This window comes from Aquitalea pelogenes (assembly GCF_041914625.1).
In the GTDB taxonomy this organism is placed as follows: Bacteria; Pseudomonadota; Gammaproteobacteria; order Burkholderiales; family Chromobacteriaceae; genus Aquitalea; species Aquitalea pelogenes.
In genome coordinates, this window is record NZ_JAYSDA010000009.1 from 145,496 (window position 1) to 166,689 (window position 21,194).

At 61.5% G+C, this 21,194-nt stretch carries 16 protein-coding genes; 5 read left to right on the plus strand and 11 right to left on the minus strand.

The features are described from left to right. Positions 1–3: 3 nt before the first annotated feature. The 6 genes from dacB to ACE3SE_RS09915 all read right to left on the minus strand — a co-directional run bounded on the left by dacB (position 4) and on the right by ACE3SE_RS09915 (position 7,280). Positions 4–1,416 carry a D-alanyl-D-alanine carboxypeptidase/D-alanyl-D-alanine endopeptidase gene (dacB, locus tag ACE3SE_RS09890; RefSeq protein ID WP_374554959.1) on the minus strand — a complete coding sequence of 471 codons (1,413 nt, stop codon included), beginning with the start codon at positions 1,414–1,416 and terminating at the stop codon, positions 4–6. Beyond that, on the minus strand, positions 1,417–3,591 hold the full coding sequence (locus ACE3SE_RS09895; RefSeq protein WP_374554961.1) for a primosomal protein N': 2,175 nt from the start codon (positions 3,589–3,591) through the stop codon (positions 1,417–1,419). A 490-nt stretch (positions 3,592–4,081) separates the two neighbouring features. Then, the gene (hemE, locus tag ACE3SE_RS09900) at positions 4,082–5,143 is read right to left on the minus strand and encodes a uroporphyrinogen decarboxylase (RefSeq protein WP_374554963.1); all 1,062 of its coding nucleotides are present in this window, start codon (positions 5,141–5,143) and stop codon (positions 4,082–4,084) included. A 62-nt stretch (positions 5,144–5,205) separates the two neighbouring features. Then, the gene (locus ACE3SE_RS09905) at positions 5,206–6,126 is read right to left on the minus strand and encodes a fatty acid desaturase (RefSeq protein WP_374554965.1); all 921 of its coding nucleotides are present in this window, start codon (positions 6,124–6,126) and stop codon (positions 5,206–5,208) included. 75 nt (positions 6,127–6,201) lie between these two features. Then, a complete protein-coding gene (locus ACE3SE_RS09910; RefSeq protein ID WP_045845459.1) occupies positions 6,202–6,723 on the minus strand; it encodes a chromate transporter in 522 nt (173 codons plus the stop codon). After that, positions 6,717–7,280 carry a chromate transporter gene (locus tag ACE3SE_RS09915; protein ID WP_374554967.1) on the minus strand — a complete coding sequence of 188 codons (564 nt, stop codon included), beginning with the start codon at positions 7,278–7,280 and terminating at the stop codon, positions 6,717–6,719. Before ACE3SE_RS09915 ends, ACE3SE_RS09910 begins: the two co-directional genes overlap by 7 nt. Positions 7,281–7,356: 76 nt before the next feature. Here ACE3SE_RS09915 and gcvA point away from each other — a divergent pair, with 76 nt between their 5' ends. Next, positions 7,357–8,244: a transcriptional regulator GcvA gene (gene gcvA / locus ACE3SE_RS09920; RefSeq protein ID WP_062789528.1), complete on the plus strand. Its 888-nt coding sequence runs from the start codon at positions 7,357–7,359 to the stop codon at positions 8,242–8,244. 16 nt (positions 8,245–8,260) lie between these two features. On the opposite strand, the gene ACE3SE_RS09925 is transcribed toward gcvA, so the two are convergent. From ACE3SE_RS09925 to mltA, 4 genes are all read right to left on the minus strand, one after another. Next, entirely contained in the window at positions 8,261–9,115 is an 855-nt protein-coding gene (locus ACE3SE_RS09925; protein WP_374554969.1) for a hypothetical protein, read from the minus strand. A gap of 117 nt (positions 9,116–9,232) precedes the next feature. Beyond that, positions 9,233–12,367, minus strand: a complete 3,135-nt coding sequence (locus ACE3SE_RS09930; RefSeq protein ID WP_374554971.1) for an efflux RND transporter permease subunit — start codon at positions 12,365–12,367, stop codon at positions 9,233–9,235. A gap of 10 nt (positions 12,368–12,377) precedes the next feature. Beyond that, positions 12,378–13,454 (minus strand): efflux RND transporter periplasmic adaptor subunit, encoded by a 1,077-nt coding sequence (locus tag ACE3SE_RS09935; protein ID WP_374554973.1) that lies wholly within the window; start codon positions 13,452–13,454, stop codon positions 12,378–12,380. A gap of 76 nt (positions 13,455–13,530) precedes the next feature. After that, positions 13,531–14,778, minus strand: coding sequence for a murein transglycosylase A (gene mltA, locus ACE3SE_RS09940; protein WP_374554975.1), 1,248 nt, complete (start codon positions 14,776–14,778; stop codon positions 13,531–13,533). A 260-nt stretch (positions 14,779–15,038) separates the two neighbouring features. On the opposite strand from mltA, the gene ACE3SE_RS09945 reads away from it, so the two are divergent. Both ACE3SE_RS09945 and ACE3SE_RS09950 read left to right on the plus strand, forming a co-directional pair. Then, a complete protein-coding gene (locus tag ACE3SE_RS09945; protein ID WP_045845453.1) occupies positions 15,039–15,338 on the plus strand; it encodes a BON domain-containing protein in 300 nt (99 codons plus the stop codon). Positions 15,339–15,745: 407 nt separating this feature from the next. Then, entirely contained in the window at positions 15,746–16,864 is a 1,119-nt protein-coding gene (locus tag ACE3SE_RS09950) for a porin (protein WP_374554977.1), read from the plus strand. Positions 16,865–17,038: 174 nt separating this feature from the next. On the opposite strand, the gene lysA is transcribed toward ACE3SE_RS09950, so the two are convergent. Then, on the minus strand, positions 17,039–18,274 hold the full coding sequence (gene lysA, locus ACE3SE_RS09955) for a diaminopimelate decarboxylase (protein WP_045845451.1): 1,236 nt from the start codon (positions 18,272–18,274) through the stop codon (positions 17,039–17,041). 117 nt (positions 18,275–18,391) lie between these two features. Between lysA and ACE3SE_RS09960 the strand changes: the two genes are divergently transcribed. Both ACE3SE_RS09960 and ACE3SE_RS09965 read left to right on the plus strand, forming a co-directional pair. After that, complete coding sequence (locus tag ACE3SE_RS09960; RefSeq protein ID WP_374554979.1) at positions 18,392–19,297, plus strand: LysR family transcriptional regulator; 906 nt, start codon at positions 18,392–18,394, stop codon at positions 19,295–19,297. Between the two features lie 181 nt (positions 19,298–19,478). Further along, positions 19,479–21,068 carry a methyl-accepting chemotaxis protein gene (locus ACE3SE_RS09965; protein ID WP_374554981.1) on the plus strand — a complete coding sequence of 530 codons (1,590 nt, stop codon included), beginning with the start codon at positions 19,479–19,481 and terminating at the stop codon, positions 21,066–21,068. Positions 21,069–21,194 lie beyond the last annotated feature (126 nt).

The following is a 21,194-nucleotide window of genomic DNA, read 5'->3' on the forward strand; positions in this document are numbered from 1 at the left end:
GGTTCAGGGTTGCATTATAGCGTCAGCCGGGGCAGGCGCGCTGCGGTCGAAGCGGTGAATCAGGTCGGCCACCACGGCATCCAGTGCGCCGGCCATGGCTGGCGCACGCGGGCTGTTGACGATGGCCACCATGGCAAGTCGTCGGCCATCTGCCGCCTGCCAGTAGCCGGCCAGGGCCTTCACGTCTTTCAGCGTGCCGGTTTTCATGCGCAGACGCGGGCCGATGCTGGCAAAGCGGCGCTTGAGCGTGCCGTCTTCACTTGCCAGCGGCAAGGAGGCCATCAATTCGTTGCCATAAGGGCCGCGGGCGGCATTGAGCAATACCTGGCCTAGCAGGCGGGCCGATACCCGTTCACGGCGCGACAAGCCGCAACCGTTCTCCAGCACCAGCGCATCTGCCGCGATATGTTGCTCGGCCAGCAGGCTGCGCACCACAGCCTGGGCATCGGCCGGGGTATCGCCGCTTGTTGCCGCCTCGCGCCCCAGCGTCAGGAAAACCGTGCGCGCCATGGTGTTGTTGCTGTACTTGTTGATGTCGTTAAGCGCCGTGGTGAGTGGCTCGGACTGGAATTGCGCCAGCGTGCGGGCATTGGCCGGTGCGCGGCCCAGTGCCATGCCCTGCGGGCCACTGCCGCCCAGCTCTTGCCACAAGGCGGTGAAACTCTGTGCGGCAAAGTCGTTGTGATCCAGCACGTTGACATAGGCCTGGCTGCCATCACAGGCAGCGGGCAGCTTGCCACTGACTTCAAGCTGGCTGCCCTGCTCTCTGATGTGCACCCACTGGCGCACATCCGGGCAAGTGGCTGCGGTGTCACCGCCATTGCTCAGCCTCGTCTGCAGGCTGACTCCGGCCAGTGGCGGGTCCAGCACTACGCGTGTGCCGTTGCTGTCGTTGAAAAAACGCAACCAGGCCACTTTCAATGCGACGAGGTGGGCGTCTGGCTCGACGGTGAAGGATTTGCCTTCGTCCCCGCCAAAATTTTCGGCCGTACCTATGCTGCTGAAGGCGCTTTTGTCCAGCAGCAGCCGGCCATCAATCTGGCGGATGCCACGCAGGCGCAGGTCGTGCAGCAGGCTGCGCAGATTGGCCATGCCAAAGCGTGGATCGCCCGCCCCTACCCACACCAGGTCCCCTTTGAGCACACCGTCCTGTACCGGTGCGGCGGAGACCAGCCGGGTGGTCCAGCGGTAGCCGGGGCCCAGCCGGTTGAGCGCAGTCCAGCTGGTGAGCAATTTCATGGTGGAAGCCGGGTTGACCGGCACATCTGCACGCAGGCTGGCCAGCTCCGGGCCGCCTTCTACCGGAGCGGCCCAGACAGCCACTTCATCGGGTTTGAGTCCGTGCAGGTCAAGCGCGGCGGCAGTGGCAATGTGGCAGGACAGCGCCAGTGCCACAACGGGGAAAAACACCTTCATTTACATCTCCTGCGGGTCGACATCCAGCGACCAGCGCAAACCCCGGCCATACTGGCGTGCCAGTTGATCCAGCAGCGGGGGTAATTGATCGAGAAACTGGTGCAGTTGCTGACGGTTGGCACATTCCAGCACCAACTGGGCCCGCTCGCGGTTGGCCAGCCGCACCATCAGCGCCGGGGCCGGGCCGGAAATCAACACGCCAGCAGCGAGGTTTTGTACCTGGCTGCGTATCTGGGTAAGAAAGGCTGTGGCCTGTGCCAGTTCGGTGGCATCGGCGCGCAGCAGGGCCTGATGTACCGACGGCGGAAAAGCTGCCTGACGGCGTTCTTGCAGCAGGCTGGCGGCAAAGCCATCAAAATCGTGCGCCACCAGTGCCTGATACAGCGGGTGATCCGGCCATTGCGTCTGCACCAGCACTTCACCGGGGGCATCGGCCCGGCCAGCGCGGCCAGCCACCTGGGTGAGCTGGGCGAACAGGCGTTCGGAAGCGCGATAGTCAGCCGAATACAAACCGCCATCGGCATTCAGCACGGTCACCAGCGACAGGGTGCCAAAGTCGTGGCCCTTGGCCAGCATCTGGGTACCGACCAGCATGTCCACCTCACCGGCATGCACCTGGCGGTAAATCTCTTCCCAGGCTTGTTTGCGCTGGGTGGTGTCGCGGTCTATGCGCAGGATGCGCGCAGTGGGAAACAGACGCCCCAGTGCGGATTCCAGCCGCTGCGTGCCCTCGCCCAGCGGCTTGATGTCCGGCGCACCGCACTCCGGGCAGGCATGGGGTACTGCCTCTTCCCAGCCGCAATGGTGGCAGCGCAGCTTGCGCTCCAGCAAATGCAGCACCAGCCGGGTGGAGCAGCGCGGGCAGCCGCTGGTCCAGCCGCAGTCACTACAGGCCAGCACCGGGGCAAAACCACGCCGGTTGATGAACACCAGGCTCATCTCGCGCCGCTCCAGCCGGGCTGCCAGGGCCTTGATCACCGGATCGGACAGTCCTTCGGTCAACTTGGCACGCCGGGTATCCACCAGCCGTACCTGCGGCAGCCTGGCGGCACCATGGGCCCGCTGGCTGAGCTTGAGCCGGCGGTAGCGGCCGGCTTCGACATTGGCCACGGTTTCCAGACTGGGCGTGGCGCTGCCCAGAATGATGGGCAAGCCGGCCCGGTGCGCGCGCCAGATAGCCAGATCACGTGCATGGTAGCGTAAGCCGTCCTGCTGCTTGAACGAGCCATCATGCTCTTCATCCACCACGATCAGCCCCAGGCGCGGCATGGGGGTGAATACCGACAAGCGGGTGCCGATCACGATATCGGCACGTCCTTGCCAGGCATCCAGCCAGTTGCGCAGGCGCTCGCCTTCCGCCAGCTGGCTGTGCTGTACCGCAATGCGGGTGGCGGGAAAACGCTGGATGAAGCGCTCCACCAACTGGGGGGTAAGGTTGATTTCCGGCACCAGTACCAGCACTTGCTGCCCGGCAGCCAGGCTGTGGGCAATGCGCTGCAAATAGACTTCGGTCTTGCCACTGCCGGTGATGCCATGCAACAGCCAGGGCTGGAAACCGCCGGGCTGCGCCAGCAAGGCATCCAGTGCGGCCTGTTGGTCTGCATTCAGTTGTGGCGCACTGCCCAGCTGCAAGGCAGGCTTCTCTGCCGTCACACGCTGCACCAGCCCTTCGGCCAGCCAGTCCGCCAGAATCTTGCCTGCCTGCGGTGTGACCAGCCGGGCTTGTGCCTGCGTAAGCGGGCCATCGCACAAGGCCTGCCACAAGGCCAGGCGTGCCCGCTGCCGTGCAGGAGGCTGGCTTGCCTGCCCCTGATCGCTCAGGCCAAACGGACGTTCATCGACCGGGGTGATATCGCGCGCTTCACGCAGGCCGGTGGGCAAGGCGGTGAACAGCGTCGGCCCAAGGGGATAGTGGTAATAGGCAGCGGCAAATTCGGTAAGGGCCAGGAAATCCGCCGGTAGTGGCGGCAAGCCGTCAAATACCTGATCAATCACTTTGAGCTGGCTGTCGGACAAACCCTCTGGGGGTATGCCAGTGACGGCTACGCCACACAGCTGTCTTTTGCCAAAGGGAACCGCCACCCGTTGACCAGGTATGACATCAAAATGAGACAGGTAGGTAAATGCGCCAAACAGGGGCAGATCAACCACCACCTGAACTCTCTGAGAACCCACGGTAAATTTTCCCTTTACTGCAAAGCCAAGGCCGACAAGGCTTTGCGCCATCTATGCACAGAAGCTGTGGATATCTTTGTGAACAACTCTGCATCCTGGCATGGAAAGGCCATTAAATCAGCATTTCCATTAGATTGCACAAAAATTAATCAGAAAAATATTTCTTTTAATTTCAACAACTTACATACATTGCACTAATTTTGCCCATCGGACTTGACAATTTGTCTCCAAGGGCTATTGCAGTGTGCATAACTCCGAGAACAACAGTCGGTGCAACTGTCAACACCCCTTTCAAGCATGCCATCCATTTACAGCAGGATGCAGCCAAAACCACAAGGGAAAACGGGGTATACCCCCACCCCAAAATGCAGGAGAAAAGATACAGCAAGCGCGGAAAATCGAAAAACAATTGGAAATCAGGCAGGAAATAAAGCTTGGATTCTTGCAAATGGGCAGGCCGGGGCAGCATGCCCCAACCTGCCGGCAAGACTTACTGATGGTAAGGACGCGACAGACGATGTACCGCTTCAACCAGTGCCGCGGCATGAGCCGGGTCGGCATGCTGGGAAATGCCATGCCCCAGGTTGAACACATGGCCGGAGCCCTGACCATACGCCGCCAGAATGCGGCCGGCTTCCGCCTCGATGGCAGCAGGCGAACCAAACAGGGCGTTCGGGTCGAAATTGCCTTGCAGTGCCACCTTGTCACCCACACGCGCACGGGCCAGGCCAATGTCGGTGGTCCAGTCCAGGCCGACACAGTCCGCACCGATGGCGGCGATGTCTTCCAGCCATTGACCGCCATTCTTGGTGAATACGATCACCGGCACGCGACGGCCGTCGGCTTCGCGCTTCAGGCCGGACACGATGCGCTGCATGTAGGCCAGCGAGAATTCCTTGTAGGCTGCATGACTGAGCGCACCGCCCCAGGTATCGAAGATCTGCACCGCCTGGGCACCGGCGTCGATCTGGGCATTCAGGTAGTCGGTCACGGTCTGGGCATTGACCGCCAGAATGTGGTGCAGCAGTTCGGGACGGCTGTACAGCATGGCTTTCACGTGGCGGAAGTCATCCGAACCACCGCCTTCAATCATGTAGCAGGCCAGGGTGAAGGGGCTGCCGGAGAAGCCGATCAGCGGCACGCGACCATCTAGCGCCTTGCGGATGCTGGACACGGCGTCGAACACGTATTGCAGCTTGTCCAGTACCGGCACGTGCAGTGCGCGGATGGCTTGCTCGTCGCGCAGCGGGCGTTCGAACTTGGGGCCTTCGCCCTCGGCAAAGTACAGGCCCAGGCCCATGGCATCCGGCACGGTGAGAATGTCGGAGAACAGAATGGCGGCATCCAGCGGGAAGCGGTCCAGCGGTTGCAGGGTCACTTCGGTGGCGTAGTCCGGGCTGGTGCACAAGCCCATGAAGCTGCCCGCGCGCGCGCGGGTGGCGCGGTATTCCGGCAGGTAACGGCCAGCCTGGCGCATCATCCAGATGGGGGTATATTCAACCGGCTCCTTCAGGAGCGCACACAGGAAAGTGTCATTCTTGAGCTGGGTCATGTCGGTGTGGGCTTACTAGCCTGGCGTAATGAATTCAGCGGCATTATACCCATCCCTGACTTCTACAGGGGTATTACCGGCAGATGGTCTCTGGCCTGAAGCTGCCATTGCTCGCCCCATAGCCGCTCAAGATAATCCCCGTCCCAGCCCTCACTGGTGCTGGCAAACTGCTGCGGCAGCGCTTGCCAGGGCAAATGCGGCCAGCGCTGGTGCACGCCGCGCAGATGGCTGTTGAGCAAGCCGTAGCCCAGCCAGCGCGGCAAGAACAGATTGGCCGCCCGACGCGGGCAACCCAGCGCCTGGGCGGCAAAGCAGACATGGTCGGTCAGGGAAATCAAGAGCGCGCGCAACAGCAGTGCCAGCCACAGCATCCAGTCATGCTGGCCGTACACCAGCAAGGACAATAGCGGCAACAGCAGTGCCAGCGCGGCATCGGTGCGCGCAGTGGACAGACGGCCACAACGCTGCATGCGCACATGCAGGCGCGGCCACAAGGCAAAGTGGCGACACAAAAACGGCCAGCGCGCAGAGCCGGGCACGAACAACAGCAACAGGCTGCCACACCATGCCAGCAGGTAGGCACCGCCGCACATGCGCAGGATCAGCAGCAACTGGCGCATCCAGTAGCGTTCACGGGTGGGGTCGTACACTTCAACCTGATGCCAGCGGCTGCGGCTGTAACGGTGGTGCAGTTGATGCGCCTGCCGCCACACATCGAATGGCAGGCCCAGCGTGATACCCATCAGCCGGCCTGTCAGCCGGTTATGGCGGGCGGATGGCAACAGGTGGCCATGTGCCGCCTCATGCAGCAATTGCCAGCGCAGCGGAATCAGCAGCAAGGTCAGCAACAGCATCAGGCCGCAGGCCGGATGCAGGCACAGCACCGCCACCGGAACAGCCACCAGCTCCACCAGGCACAGGCGCAAGGCCAGCAGGGTCAGCAACAGGTTTTGCCGGGCAGGTGTCAACGACCACAGGCGCATGGTTTCTCCGTCAGCGTGCAAGCCATTCAGTCTGCCCACACTGCGTGAAACACTGATGACGCACCGGGCAAAGCTTCAGATCCACCCCAGCCAGCCAAGCAAAGCCCCGCCAGCGAGCAGCCACAGCGGATTGATGCGGCTGCGCCAGGCAATGACAGCGACTACGCCGCACAGCAGCCAGCCGGTCCAGCGGGCATTGGCCGCCTCGCTCATCAGCATGGCACTGCCCGCCACCAGGCCGATGGTCAGCGGGGCCAGCCCGCGCTCGATGGCCCTTCGCCACGGCGAACCATGAAAGCGTTGCCACAAGCGGGTGACGTAGTAACACAGCAGCGAGGACGGGCCGCACATGCCCACGGTGGCCACCAGCGCACCGGCCAGGCCAGCCACTTTCCAGCCAATCAGGCTGACCACCAGCACATTTGGTCCCGGTGCTGCCTGGGCGATGGCAAACAGGGCGGCAAACTCCTGGCCGCTCATCCAGTGATGGCTTTCCACCACATAGCTGTGCATGGCCGGAATCAGCGTCACTGCGCCGCCCACCGCCATCAGCGAAAACAGGGAAAAACTGGCCAGCAAGGACAGCAGGATCAACATGGCTCATCTCCAGAGCGCTGGCGACGCCGGGCCAGCCATACCGACAGCGGCCCCAGTGCCAGCAACACCGGCAGCAAGGGCCAGCGCAACACGCCGACCGCCACAAAGGTGAGCATGGCCAGCAGCACCGCCTGCCAGTGCACTTCCAGTTTCTGGCCCATGCGCAACACCATGGCCAGCAACAGGCCTGCCGCCGCCGAGGCCAGCCCGTGCAAGGTGCCTTGCACGTCCGGCAGGCTCTGGTAATGGTCGTACAACATGGCCATGGCCAGCACGATGATGAGCGGCGCCAGCATCAGCCCGGCCACAGCCAGCCAGGCACCGACCACACCATGAAAGCGCGAGCCGATGGCGATGGACATATTGACGATATTGGGCCCGGGCAGAATCTGCCCCAACCCCAACAGTTCGGTAAACTCTTCCTCGTTCAGCCAGCGGCGTTGCTGCACCAGCATGCGGTGCGCCAGAGGCAGCACGCCGCCAAAGCCGCTCAAACCGATGCTGAAGAAACCCAGAAACAACTGGCGGCGCGTAGGAATGACAAGTGATGGATTCATAGTGCAAGGCTAGCCCGCCAACGCCGCCAGAACAAACGAGTTTTTATGGCATTCTTTGTGAGCTAAACTCACCAGCATGAATCGCCGTCTACCTCCACTCAATGCACTCAAGGCCTTTGAATCTGCTGCACGACAAGGCAGTTTCACCGCTGCAGCCGAAGCCCTGTATGTGACCCACGGTGCCATCAGCCGCCAGATCCAACAGCTGGAGGACTGGCTGGGTGTCAGCCTGTTCGAGCGCCATGGCCGCCGGGTGCGGCTATCGGCCGCCGGTCAGGCTTATCTGCCCGCCATCCAGACCGCGCTGGACGGCATTGCCAGCGCCACCGAAAAACTGCAGGCGCGCCAGCAGGGGAAACGGCTGAACATCAATGTCACCCCCACGCTGGCCATGCACTGGCTGCTGCCCAGGCTCACCCGCTTCCAACTGCGTTACCCTGGGGTGGAATTGCGCCTGGCGACATCGGATGCCAGCATCAACAACCAGAATGCCGACTTCGACATTGCCATCCGTCGCGGCAAGGACCACTGGCATGGCTTTGTCTCTCATGCCTTTCTTACCGAGCGGGAAATCCCGGTATGCAGCCCGGCCTTGCTGGCGCGCCTGCCCATCCGGCAGCCTGCCGACCTGGCCCGGCACACCTTGCTGCATTCGGAAACCAGGCCTGTTGCCTGGGCACGCTGGCTGGCTGCTGCCGGGGTGCCCGGCTTGCAGTCGGCCGCCGACCAGCATTTCGATCATTACTACCTGGCCTTGCAGGCTGCGGTGGACGGGCTGGGCGTGACGCTGGGCGCGCTGCCGGTGATAGAAAGCGAACTGGCCAGCGGCAAACTGGTGGCACCACTGGCGGGGCCGGAAATTGCGGTACGGGGTTATTCCTGGGCCGTACCGCAATCACTGGTGGGCGATGAACTGGTCACCGCCTTTTGCCAGTGGCTGGAAGAAGAAGGGCAACAACACTGATATGCCAGTACCGGCATCAAGGCCGGTACCACAGGGCGCGGTCCTGCAAGGGCGTGGCCGCTGGCAACTGCGGATTGGGCAATGCAATTTCCTGCCGTTTGCCCAGTGCCAGCTGCGACAGCAACTGGCCGTTATAGCGCTGGAACAGCTGGTTGAAACGGCCATCCTTCAATGCCTTGCGCAGGCCCTGCTCCAGTTGCGCGGCCAGTTCCGGTTTGAGCGGGCTGACAAAAAAATACATGGCCGTGGGATAGTGCAGCACCAGGTTGCGGTCGATCAGCAAGCCCTTGGCCACTGGCAAGGCGGCTTCGCGCTGGACTTCCATCACACTGCGCGGGAAGTAGTCAAAGCGCTTGCGTTGCAGCATGGGAAACAGATTGCCGTAATCCTGGCTGGTCAGCACCTGCAAGCCGGCATTGCGCAGGATGGCAGTATCCGGCCAGTCCGCCACCTGCCCGGCCACCAGCCGGGACAGCTGCGTCACATCACGGACACCGGCCAGCACGTCTGGCTGGCTGGCATTGACCAGCGCCACCCGCCAGCCCAGCAAGCCTTTGTCCAGCGGAATGCGGATGGGAATGGCCTGTTGCTCACGCTCGCGGCTGGTCATGCCCCAGAACAGGTCAATGCCACCGTCCCGCTTGCCCATCTGTACCATGGCACGCGACTGGTTCATGGCGGCGGCGGCTTGCAGCTGGCAGCGCAGCTCCGCCTCGTCACAGGCCAGTTGCAACAGGGAAAGCATGTAGGGCAGGTGCGGGTCTTCCAGCCCGGACACCAGCGCATAACGCAGCGGGACTGGCGGCACCGCAGCCAGTGCGGACAGTGACAACAGCACAGCTAGCAAACAGCTGGCAAAGCAGCGGTACATGACGTTCTCCCCAGGCCTTCCGCAACCGTTCGGCTGCGGGTCGGAAAACCGGATGCTTCAGACAGAATCAAGAATCCGATTATAGAAAACGAAGCTGTTGTCTAGCTGACCTTTGGGTCAGTCCTTCCTTGCACCATCTTCCCCGGCCGGCTGCTGACTGCCGGCTGCCAGCCTGCGCCGCAAGAACTGGCGCACACCATCCAGATAGCTGTACACCACCGGCAACACCAGCAAGGTCAGCACGGTGGAACTCACCATGCCGCCGATGATGGCAAAGGCCATCGGGGCGCGTGTTTCCACCCCTTCCCCGCTGCCGACGGCCATGGGAAGCATGCCGAAGATCATGGCCAGGCTGGTCATCATGATGGGCCGCAGCCTCACCCGGCCGGCAGCAATGATGGCCTCGGTACGGGCCATGCCCTCGCGGCGCGACTGGTTGATGAAATCCACCAGCAGGATGCCGTTCTTGGCGCACAGGCCCATCAGCATGATGATGCCGATGACGGAGAACATATTGAGCGTGGAACCGGACAGCCACAGCGCCACGAACACGCCGACAAAGGCCAGCGGCAGCGCCACCATGATGGCCAGCGGCATGGTGAAGCTGCGGAACTGGGCAGCGAGGATCATGTAGATGAAGATCACCCCCATGGCCAGCGCCTGCAAGGCATAGCCCAGCGACTCTTCCATGTCGCGCCGCTCGCCTTCTTCGGCCAGGCTGACCCCGGCGGGCAGCTTGAGACTGGCGGTGATCGTGCTGATATCGGCAAAAGCCGAACCGGCATCGCGCCCGGCGATATTGCCGGTGACCGTCACCTGGCGCAGCAGGTCGACCCGGTCGATCTGGCGCGGGCTGAGCCCCGGACTGAGCCGGGTCACCGTGGACAGCGGCACCATGCTGGCGGCGCCATTGGCATCGGCCCGTCCTGCCACGGTAATGATGTCCAGCAAGGCATTGCTGCGCTCGGCACGCGGCACTTGCAGCAGCACATCGTAGTTTTCCCCGTCCGGCGCTTCCCAGGTGCTGACCACATCCCCGGCCAGCAGCTGCGACAGCGTGCTGCCCACCTTGTTGAGGTCCACCCCCAGGCTGGCGGCGGCATCGCGGCGTACTTCCAGCTTGATGGCCGGGTCGGCATCGGACAGGCTGCTTTGCAGATCGCCCACCCCTCTTACCCGTGCCAGGCGGCTCATCAGCTGGCTGGCAGCGGCATCCAGCTCGGCAAGACTACTGCCGCGCAAGCCGATGCTGATGGGCTTGCCACCAGGGCCTTCCTTGCCCATTTCCTCGATGGACTCCACCTCCACGCCAGCCACACGGCCCGCCTTGGCGCGGGCCTGCTGCATCAACGAAAACAGGCTGTGCCGGCGGCTGTTCTTGTCCCCCAGGTCCACCACCAGTTGGCCGTCACTCTTGCTGGCGCCAAAGCTGCTGCTACCGGCCGTCAGCTGGATGGAACGCACATCAGGCAGCTGACGCAGCAGGGCTTCCAGCTCGCGGCCCTTGGCCACGGTGTAATCCAGCGAGGAGCCGGGAGCCGTCTTGAAGGACAGCGAGAATTTGCCCTTGTCCTGACGCGGCATGAATTCGCCGCCGATATGCGGCAACAGCATGAAGCTGCCCAGCAATAGCAGGACAGCCAAGGACAACACGGTCTTGCGATGCGCCAGCGACCAGCCGATGACGCCCACATAGCGCTGTGCCAGCCGGTCGAGCGAAGCCTCGAACCAGTCCAGCATGCGCCCTAGCGGGCCACGGTGCCGGTCGCCATGCTGGTGCGGGTCCGGCCAGATGGAAGACAACATCGGGTCCAGCGTGAAGCTGACCAGCATGGAAATCAGCACGGCTACCGTTACGGTGAGGCCGAACTGGTGAAAGAACTTGCCGATGATGCCGCTCATGAAGCCTACCGGCAGAAACACCGCCACCACGGTAAGGGTGGTGGCCAGTACCGCCAGGCCGATTTCATTGGTGCCATCCAGCGCCGCCTGCACATGGTTCTTGCCCAGCTGGCGATGACGCACGATGTTTTCCCGCACCACGATGGCGTCGTCAATCAACAGGCCGATAGACAGGGACAGTGCCATCAGCGTCATCAGGTTGAGGGTGAAGCCCAGCGCCTGCAGGGCAAACAGGGTGCCCACCAGCGCCACCGGCAAGGTGAGGCCGGTAATCACCGTACTGCGCCAGCTGCCCAGAAACAAGAATACGATCAGCACTGTCAGCGCCGCGCCTTCCAGCAAGGTGGCCTCCACATCGGCCAGCGACTTTTTCACCTCGGCGGACTTGTCGTAGGTGAAGTGCACCTGGGTGCCGGCCGGCATGCGGCCTTGCATGGCATCGATCACCTGCTTCACGCCATTGGCCACTTCCACCACATTGGCCCCACGCGCCGCCCGGATATCGATACCCACCCCGGGTTTGCCATCAATCAAGGCCGTGCTGCTGGCTTCGGCTTCGGCATCGCTGACACTGGCGACATCCGACAGCCGGATGGGGCTGCCATTGCGGTAACCGGTGACCAGGTTGGCAAAGTCTTCCGGCGACTTGAGCTTGCCACTGACCCGCACATTCAGCTCGTTGCTGGCACTGCTGACCGCCCCGGCCGGGAAGTCGCGGTTACCGGCGCGGATGGCATCGGCCACTTCCTGCAAAGACAGGCCGCTGGACTCCAGCCGGTAAGGGTCGACATCAATGCGGATTTGCCGCCTCAGCCCGCCCACCACCTTGGCTTCGCCCACGCCGGACACCATCTGCAGGCGTTTTTTCAGCGTGTTTTCCAGCCAGGTGGTCAAGCTGCGTTGCGACACCTGGTCCGAACTGAAGGTGATGGACAGCAAGGGCTGATCGTTAGGATTGAACTGCGACACCGACGGCGTGCCGATTTCACGACGGAAGCGGCCCTGCACGCCGCCCACCCGGTCGCGCACATCCTGTACCGCCACGGCCGGGTCCACCGTCAGCGCAAACTCCACCACGATGGTGGAATTGCCTTCAAACGAATAGGAACGGATGTGCTTGATGCCATTGATGGTATTGATGGCCTCTTCCAGCGGGCGGGTGACTTCGCTTTCCACCACTTCGGGCGAGGCACCGCCATAAGCGGTGCTGACCACGGCCACCGGGAAACGGATGTCCGGCAGCTCTTCCACCGGCAGTCGCGTCCAGGCAAACAGTCCCAGCACCAGCAGGGACAGCATCAGGACGGTAGCGAAATAGGGATTGCGCACGCTGACGCGGGTCAACCACATGCCATTCCCCTTATTTGAGATCGGTCGGCAGGATCACGGCATCGCCGCTGCTCACGCCCAGCAAGGGCGCTGCCAACAGCACTTTGCCAGCAGCCAGGCCGGCCACGGCAACCTTGTGTTCGGTCTGCGACCATAACAACACACGCACCGGCTGGCGCTGCAAGCGCCCCTTCTCCACCAGCATCACCCAGGGATGGCCGGACAAATCCTGTACCGCATCCTGCGGCAGCACCACCTGCCCGCGCTCTTCATGCAATACCAGGCCGCCCTTGGCAAACTGGCCGGCCTTGAGGCGGCCATCCGCATTATTCACCCGGATGTAAATCAGGAAGCTGCGGGTGCCGCTTTGCGCCACCGGATTAACCCGCACCACGTCCCCCAGCACTTCATCCGGCAGGCCTTCCACACTGAAACGTGCCTGCTGCCCCGCCTTGATTTGACCTATCCACTGCGATGGCACGCTGGCGCTAAGCTCCAGCACTGACAAATCGGCAATGGAAAACAGCCGGGCATTGCGGGCCGCTATTTCACCGGGATTGATCTTGCGTTCGTACACCACGCCCGCAATCGGCGCACGGACCACACTGTCCGCCTGCTGGCGGCGGGCACGCGCCAACTGGCTGGATTGCGCCTGCAATTCGCCCTGGCGCACGGTGTATTCGCTTTCCGCCTCGTCATAAGCCAGCTGGGAGATAAAGCCCTTTTGCAGCAGTTCGTGCTGTTTATCCAGCTTGATACGCGCCAGTTTCAGTCGCGACTGATTGGCCGCCAGCTGGGCCTGTTGCTCGGTCACCGACTGATCCAGCGATTCGGAATCCAGCCGGGCCAGCACCTGGCCGGGTTTTACCATCTCCCCTTCCCGTACCAGCACCTGCTCCACCCGGGCTTCCACTTCGGCAGCGATGCTGCTGCTTTTCAGCGCCGTCAGTGTCCCGGTGAACGGCAAGGTGTCACGCAGCACACCGGGCCGTGCCACCACCACATCGGCCCGCGACAATGTCCGCGCCATGGTCTGTGCAGCAGAGGCAGAGGCTGGCTTGTCCGCCGCGCCCCCGTCCTGCGCACCATGGCAAGCGGTCAACATCATCAGCAAAACGCACCACCCCAAGCTGGCTGACTTCATTGTTTCAAGCTTCCACTTTTTATTGTTGTACCGGCATTGCTCACTGCAGTGCCGCCATGGAAGGCGTCATGCCTTTGGGCAGCAACATCCACAGCTTGCCGTTCTGTTTCATCCTGCCGGCATACATGCCGGCCTCACTGCCAAAGCCCCAGAACAAATCGGCCCGCGCCGCACCGCGAATGGCGTTGCCGGTGTCCTGGGCATGTACCAGCCGCGCCAGCGGCTGTGCACTACCCGGCCAGCTGGTGGACAGGAAAACGGGAGTTCCCAGCGGGATATAACGCGGATCCACCGCAATGCTGTAACCACCGGTCAGCGGAACCCCCAGCGCACCAGCCGGGCCGCTGTCGCCACCGGGCAGGGTCTTGAAAAACACATAGCTGGGATTGACGTCGAACAGCGCCTGCTGACGTCCCGGGTTGGCCTTGATCCAGGCCTGGATGCCCTGCATCGAGGCATTGGCCAGCGTCATTTCCCCTTTATCCACCAGCCATTTGCCGATGGACTGGTAGTTGTAGCCATTTTGTTCGGCATAACCCAGGTGCAGGAAACTGCCATCTTCCAGCTGAATGCGGCCCGACCCCTGTACCTGCAGGAAGAACAGTTCCACCGGGTCTTCCACCCAGGCCAGTACCGGGGCGCTGGCCACCCCCTTGCCCTGGGCGATTTCTGCGCGGGTGTAATACGGCAGCAAGCGGTTACCTGCCAGACGGCCCTTGAGCTTGCCGCTGCGGTTATCAGCCGGGAAATCTGCCGGGTGGATTTCGATTTCTCCGCTACCGGCCTGGGTCTTGCCCGGCAGCCATTGCAATCGGTTATGCGCCACCTTGCGTGCCACCAGCACACTGTTGCCACGCGCTGCCGGCGGGAAATCCAGCACCAGCAAGTCGGCGGGCACACCATATACCGGCCATGGCGTGCGCGCGCTGCGCGTGCGGCTGCCATTGAGCAAGGGTTCGTAATACCCGGTTATCAAACCATTGCCATTGCCCGCATCCTGTACCGCCCAGGCATTGAAGCGCTGTTCGAAAAACTGGCGGACCTGTCCCTCGTCTTGTTCGACAACACGGGAGGCATCGCTACACACTGGCTGCCAGGCGGACTTGCGCGCCAATACCTTGCAGCTTTGCAACAAGGCTTGCAGGGTATCGCCGGTGCGCTGCTGTTGCCAGTAGGGCAAGGCTGACGGGCTGAGCGGGCCACTGCCGACAGACGACGGTGGGGTTGACGTGGTGGAGCAGGCGGCCAGCCAGATAAGCGGCAGCAGTAACAGCAAGCGTCTGAACATGATTTGCAACATCGAGAAGATAGGTAAGAAAAACCGGCAGCCAGCACCGGTCGCCCATGTTACCGCGCAGCGGAACAAGCTGCACGGACAAGGCCTTGGGACCATCAGCGTGCTTGCCGGTTCTGCTGGACGCGCATTTCATTGAGCTGCAACAAAAATGCAAACAAAGCTGGCTAACATGGCGTGCACAACATCATTCACTGGCGCGCTACTACAAGCTTGGCCAGGCCATCACTCAGCTTGAAGCAAGGAGATATCCGATGAAACGCCTTTTCGCCCGTTCCGCCCTGTTGGCTAGCCTGGCCCTGTTCATGGGTTCGCACGCTGTCATCGCCCACGCCGAAGACGCCCCGGTCAGCGATGAACAACTGGCAAGCAACGTCAAGAACGCGCTGGACAGCGACCCGGAACTGAAGGCCCTGAATCTGCATGTAGTCAGCAAGAAGCAGGAAGTCACCATCGACGGCAAGATGACCGACGACCAGCAAATGTACAAAGCCGGCGTGATTGCCGAAAAAGTACCCGGCGTCAAATTTGTCATCAACAACATGAATATGTAAGCGTCTGGCTGCACCCGCTTGCCGCACGCCCCCGCCTGCCGGGGGCGTTTGCATTGTGGCCGGCTGTGCATGAAATTTCTGCAGCAGTAGTCTGATTGGCAGCATTACGGCCATCCACTTGCCAATCAACATGCTGAATTTTCCTGGCGACTACCCACTTTCCAGGCACTCTGTACAGTCCTTGCCGGCCCACAGCAGCACCGTGGCCAGCAGTGTCGCCGAAATTGAACGGTAATTAAACGAAAATACCGCTGAAAACAGGCAAATTATCGTAAAAACACGCTAACGGCCCACCAATCCCTGAGCCATTGACGCCAGACATGCCGGATTTGCACACTCTGCCCCGCACCGACCTTCCCCTTGTTCAGCGGAAGGTTTTTTTGTCCCGTCACCTCTCAGGAAACATCATGTCCAGCCGCATCCTCTCCTGCACCCTGCTCAGCTTGCTTCCAGCCATGGCCATGGCTGAGACCACTTTGTACGGCAGCCTGCGCGTTGGTATCGACAGCATGCAAAGTGTAGATACCCGCTTCAAGCGCACCACCGGCATAGACGACTTCAGCAGTCGCATCGGTTTCAAGGGCAATGAACAGCTGGATGGTCAGCTGCAAGCCATCTGGCAGGTGGAAACCGGACTGGCCATGGACGGCATGCCTACCGGCGGCACTGGCAGCGGCACCCTGGCCAACCGCATGAGCTTTATCGGCGTGCAGGACAGCTGGGGCAGGCTGCGTGCCGGCTATCTGGATGATGTGCTGACCAGCACCCAGGCGACCGACATCTTTGCCAGCCCGCGCCGCGAGGCCAGCAGCGGCATTGCCTACCCGCTGTATGAAGCCCGCGATATTTTCGGCAGCAACAATTACGGCGACAGCCGCGCCAAAAACAGCCTGCGTTACGACAGCCCGCGCTGGAAGGGCATGGAGGCATCACTGCAATATGGCGCAGGCGAAAGTCAGCGTGCCAGCCGCAAGGCCAGCGAAACCTGGGGCTTGCGGCTGGGATATGCCGATGCCGGCTATTTCATCAACTATGCCTGGATGACCCGGCTGAACACGGTTGATACCAATAACAGCGCCATTCACCGTGTGGAGATGGGTTATCGCGGTGCAGCGCTGCAACTGGCGGCCACCGTGCAGAAAATCCGCCTGTATGGCAATGCTCATCAAAACAAGGATGGCAGTAATGATTTCGAGATTCCCGGCATCCTGCAGCAAAGCAATATTGCCAAGACCGGGAATAACAAGCTGAGCAGCCAGGTGGTGGCGCTGACTGCCGGTTATCAGCTGGGGGCGTTCAAACCCATGCTGCAGTACTCACACCGAGGCCGGGTTTACATGGATGGCCAGCATCTGAACTGGTCGGCCAATCAGTGGGCTGCCGGCGTGGAATACACCCTGAGCAAGCGCAGCCTGCTGCAAGCGGGTTACGGCGCGGTACGGCAGAATGCCGGGGGACAAAGCGCGCTGGCCTGGAGCAAATCCAGCGCCAGCACCGCCTGGATGATGATGCGGACCGATTTCTAAGCAAACCCGCGCAGTAGCATTGTGCAAGGGATGAGAGAGATCTTTGGCCAGGCCAAGGATCCTTCTCCCGTCCGCCACGCGGAAGCGGCATGCAAACCATCATCCGCGTGAGCAGATACCTGCCCTTTGTGCATTGGGTGGAATACGCAAATCACCCCCACCGCAAAGCCGGATTTACACCGTCTCCAGCGCCAGCAGCTCGGCCATGGTTTGACGGCGACGGATCAGCCTGGCCTCATCGCCATCCAGCAGCACCTCCGGCAACAGCGGGCGGCTATTGTAATTGGAGGACATGGTGGCACCGTAGGCACCGGCATCATGGAACACCAGCCAGTCGCCTACCCCGGCTGCAGGCAGCTGGCGGCTTTCCACCACGCCGCCTTCCTGCTGGGTGAACACATCCCCGGACTCGCACAGCGGGCCGGCCACTACCGTCGGCACGGCACCGGACTTTTCGGTGCCATTGCGCTCCAGTACCGAAATGGCGTGGTAGCTGCCGTACAGGGACGGACGCATCAGGTCGTTGAAGCCGGCATCCACCAGCACAAAGTGGCGGCTGCCCATATCCTTGACCGCACGTACCTCGGCCACCAGCGCGCCGGACTCGGCCACCAGGAAGCGGCCCGGTTCGATCTCCAGACGCACCGCGTGACCCAGCAGCTGTTCCACTTCCTTTCGCGCGCTGTCCCACAGCTGGAAATAGTGTTCGGTATCAATGCGGCTGTCACCGTCGCGATAGGGAATGGACAGGCCACCACCGGCGGAAATGGCTTCGATATCCTGTCCCAGGCTGCGCACCAGCTCCACCATGGCACCGCACACCTGTTGCAGATGGCCATAATCCACCCCGGAACCGATATGCATGTGGATGCCCACCAGCTTGAGACCACTGGCAGCAATCACCTGCAGTGCCTGCGGCAGGTCGGCATGCCAGATGCCATGCTTGCTGTTTTCACCGCCGGTATTGGTCTTGTGGCTGTGGCCATGGCCAAAACCGGGGTTGATGCGCAGCCATACCCGATGGCCGGGCGAGCGTTCGCCCAGTTGGCGCAGCATGTCGATGCTGCCTGCATTCACCACGATGCGCTCGGCCACCACCTTGTCCAGCGTGGCACGATCCAGCACGTCGGCGGTGAACACCACCTCGGAAGGTTCCGCCGAGCTCAGGTCGTAACCGGCCAGGCGCGCCCTTTCGATTTCCCCCAGCGACACGGCATCCACCATCACACCCTGCTCGCGCATCAGGCGCAGGATATGGGTATTGGAGTTGGCCTTTTGCGCATAACGGATGACATCAAACTGCTTGAGCTGCGCAATGCGTTCACGGATGACTTGTGCGTCATACACCCACAGCGGAGCGGAAAACTGTTCGGCCAGTGCGGCCAAGCGGGAGGGGGCAAAGGTTTTCATGTCAATCCATTCATGGTTTTCCAGCAGTGTGAGGCCTGTATGGACAAAAATAAAATATCAATTCATCGCCATGTCTTTCATTTATGATATGACTATTCCCTGCCTGAACAAGCTGCCATGTCCTTCAACCTGCGCCATGTGGAAATTTTCCACGCCATCATGACCAGCGGCAGTGTGACCGAAGCGGCCACCTTGCTGCATACCTCCCAGCCCACCATCAGCCGGGAACTGGCCCGGCTGGAACAGCTCAGCGGTCTGGTGCTGTTCGAACGGGTGCGCGGACGCTTGCGCCCTACCTTGCAAGCCTTGCAGTTGTTTGAAGAAGTGCAGCGTTCCTATCTGGGCCTGGAGCGGATTGTCAGCACCGCCCAGGCCTTGCGCCACTTCGACACCGGTCAGCTATCCATTGCCTGCCTGCCCATGTTTTCCCAGGCGGTGCTGCCTGCGGCATGCCAACGCTTTCTGGCCCGTTATCCCAAGGTAAAGCTGAATATCACGCCGCAGGAATCTCCCCTGCTGGAAGAATGGCTGGCCGCTCAACGCCATGATCTGGGCCTGAGCGAAAGCCATATCCAGCCACCGGGCACCAGCCAGCAACAGCTGTTTTGCGCTGACGAAGTGGCAGTACTGCCCGACACCCATCCGCTATGCAGCAAGTCGGTACTGGAGCTCAGCGATTTTGCCGGGCAGCCGTTCATCAGCCTGTCCGCCAGCGATATCTATCGTCAGCAACTGGACATGCTGTTTGCCAATGCCGGGGTCACACGGCAACTGGTGCTGGAGACCCACAGCGCGGCATCAGTGTGCTGCATGGTGCGCCAGGGCATTGGCATGGCAGTGGTCAATCCGCTCACCGCGCAGGAATATGCCGGGCAAGGTGTCTGCATTCGCCCGCTGGCCGTTTCGCTGCCGTTCCGGGTCAATCTGATTCGCCCGCTGCACCGTCCTGCGTCGGCACTGGTTGAGCATTTTGCTGACGAGTTGTGTGCCGTCCTGGCCAGTCATCACCCACAAATTTATTGATTTACAAATAATTTCAAATACAGATATCAAATAGTCTTTGCAAAATAATGATTATGGCATTAACTTTTTCAGCTATACCGCAATCAGTGCTCCGTTTTTTGGGAGTGAGACCGGCTGCTGAGCAAGCTTGTGTAATAGCCAGCCGGGCACCGGATGCTCCGTCATTTTTCAGAGATCAATCATGCGTAATAATCAGCCTGTCACCCAGCATGAGCTGTTTTTGCATCCCAAACGGCCCATCGTCACCAAGACCGACCTCAAGGGGCTGATTACTTACGCCAATCGTGCCTTCATCGAAATCAGCGGCTTTACCGAGGATGAGCTGATTGGTCAGCCACACAATATCGTCCGGCATCCGGATATGCCTGCCGAGGCATTCGAGGACTTGTGGCGCACGGTGGAAGCCGGCCACCCCTGGCGCGGCCTGGTGAAGAACCGCAGCAAGCAGGGTGACTATTACTGGGTGGATGCCTATGTGACGCCGATCCGGGAGAACGGCAATACGGTGGGTTACATGTCGGTACGCAGCGCACCGGACAAGCAGCAATGCCAGCAAGCCGAGCAGTTGTATGCCGAAATCCGTGCCAAGCGCAGCCCCTTCCCGGTCACCCGCCAGCACAAGGGGCTCTCCATGCAGCGCCTGCTGTTGCTAGCCATGCTGCCGCCGATTCTGGCCTTGCTGGCCCAATTCATCCTGCCGGACAGCATCGTCCACGGCATTCTCAATGTAGGCAGCATCCTCTGGCTGATTGGCGCAGCCTTCTTCATTTACCAGGGCATCGCCGCACCATTGGCACAGGCCAAACAAGGACTGGGCAGGCTGGCGGAGGGCAATTTCAAGGAGCCGATAGCGCAGTCCGGCTGCCAGGACATGCGCCAGATGATGGAAATGCTGGAAACCATGCGCATCAATACCCGTGCTGTGCTGGCCGATGTGGTGACCGGCGCGCATGACATCAGCCAGGCGGCAACCGCCACCCATACCGAAGCCTCCCATCTGGAAAAGCGCGGTGAACACGCGCTGGAAGGCATCACCCGCGTTGCCGCCGCGCTGGAACAGCTATCGGTATCGGTGAATGAGATTTCCCTCACCACACAGGCTGGCGCAGGCCATGCCAGTGCGGCCACCCGGCTGGCAGATCAGGGCGAGGACAAAATGCGCGAAACCAGCCAGGCCACCCGCCAGGTGATGGGCGAGTTCGAACATACCCGCGATGCCATTCTGGTTCTGGAAAAGTCGGCGGAAGAAATCGGCTCGGTCACCTCGGTAATCAAGGAGATTGCCAACCAGACCAACCTGTTGGCGCTGAATGCCGCCATCGAAGCTGCCCGGGCCGGAGAACAAGGGCGCGGCTTTGCCGTGGTGGCCGATGAGGTACGCAAACTGGCGGAGCGCACTGCCGGCAATACCCTGGAAATCGAACAGTCCATCAATGTGCTGCACGAACGTACCCGCCAGGTACTGCAAAACGTCCAGCAGGCACTGAACAAGGTGGAAGGCGTGGAAAGCGCCATCAGCACCGCCAGTGAAAGCCTGGAAGCCATCCGCGAAGCCAATCAGGGCGTGTCGGCTTCTGCCGCCAATGTGGCCGAGATGCTGCAACAGCAGTCCTCGGCCTCCACCGAAGTGGCGCAGAACATGGAAACCATGAGCGTGCTGACCGAGCAGAACAGCCACAGCATTGCCACCACGCGTGAAGTGGCCCAGCAATTGCACACCACCGCGCATGATCTGAAGCGACTGGTCAGCCACTTCGAGCGTCATCTGTGAGCCAGTCAGCATCCACGCGAAGCGCCATGCTTTTGCTACAATAGCTCCGGCCCTGTCAACTGGGGCATCACTGATCTGAACAAGGCGGCCCTGGGCCGCCTTGCTGTGTTTTACGGCCAGCAGACC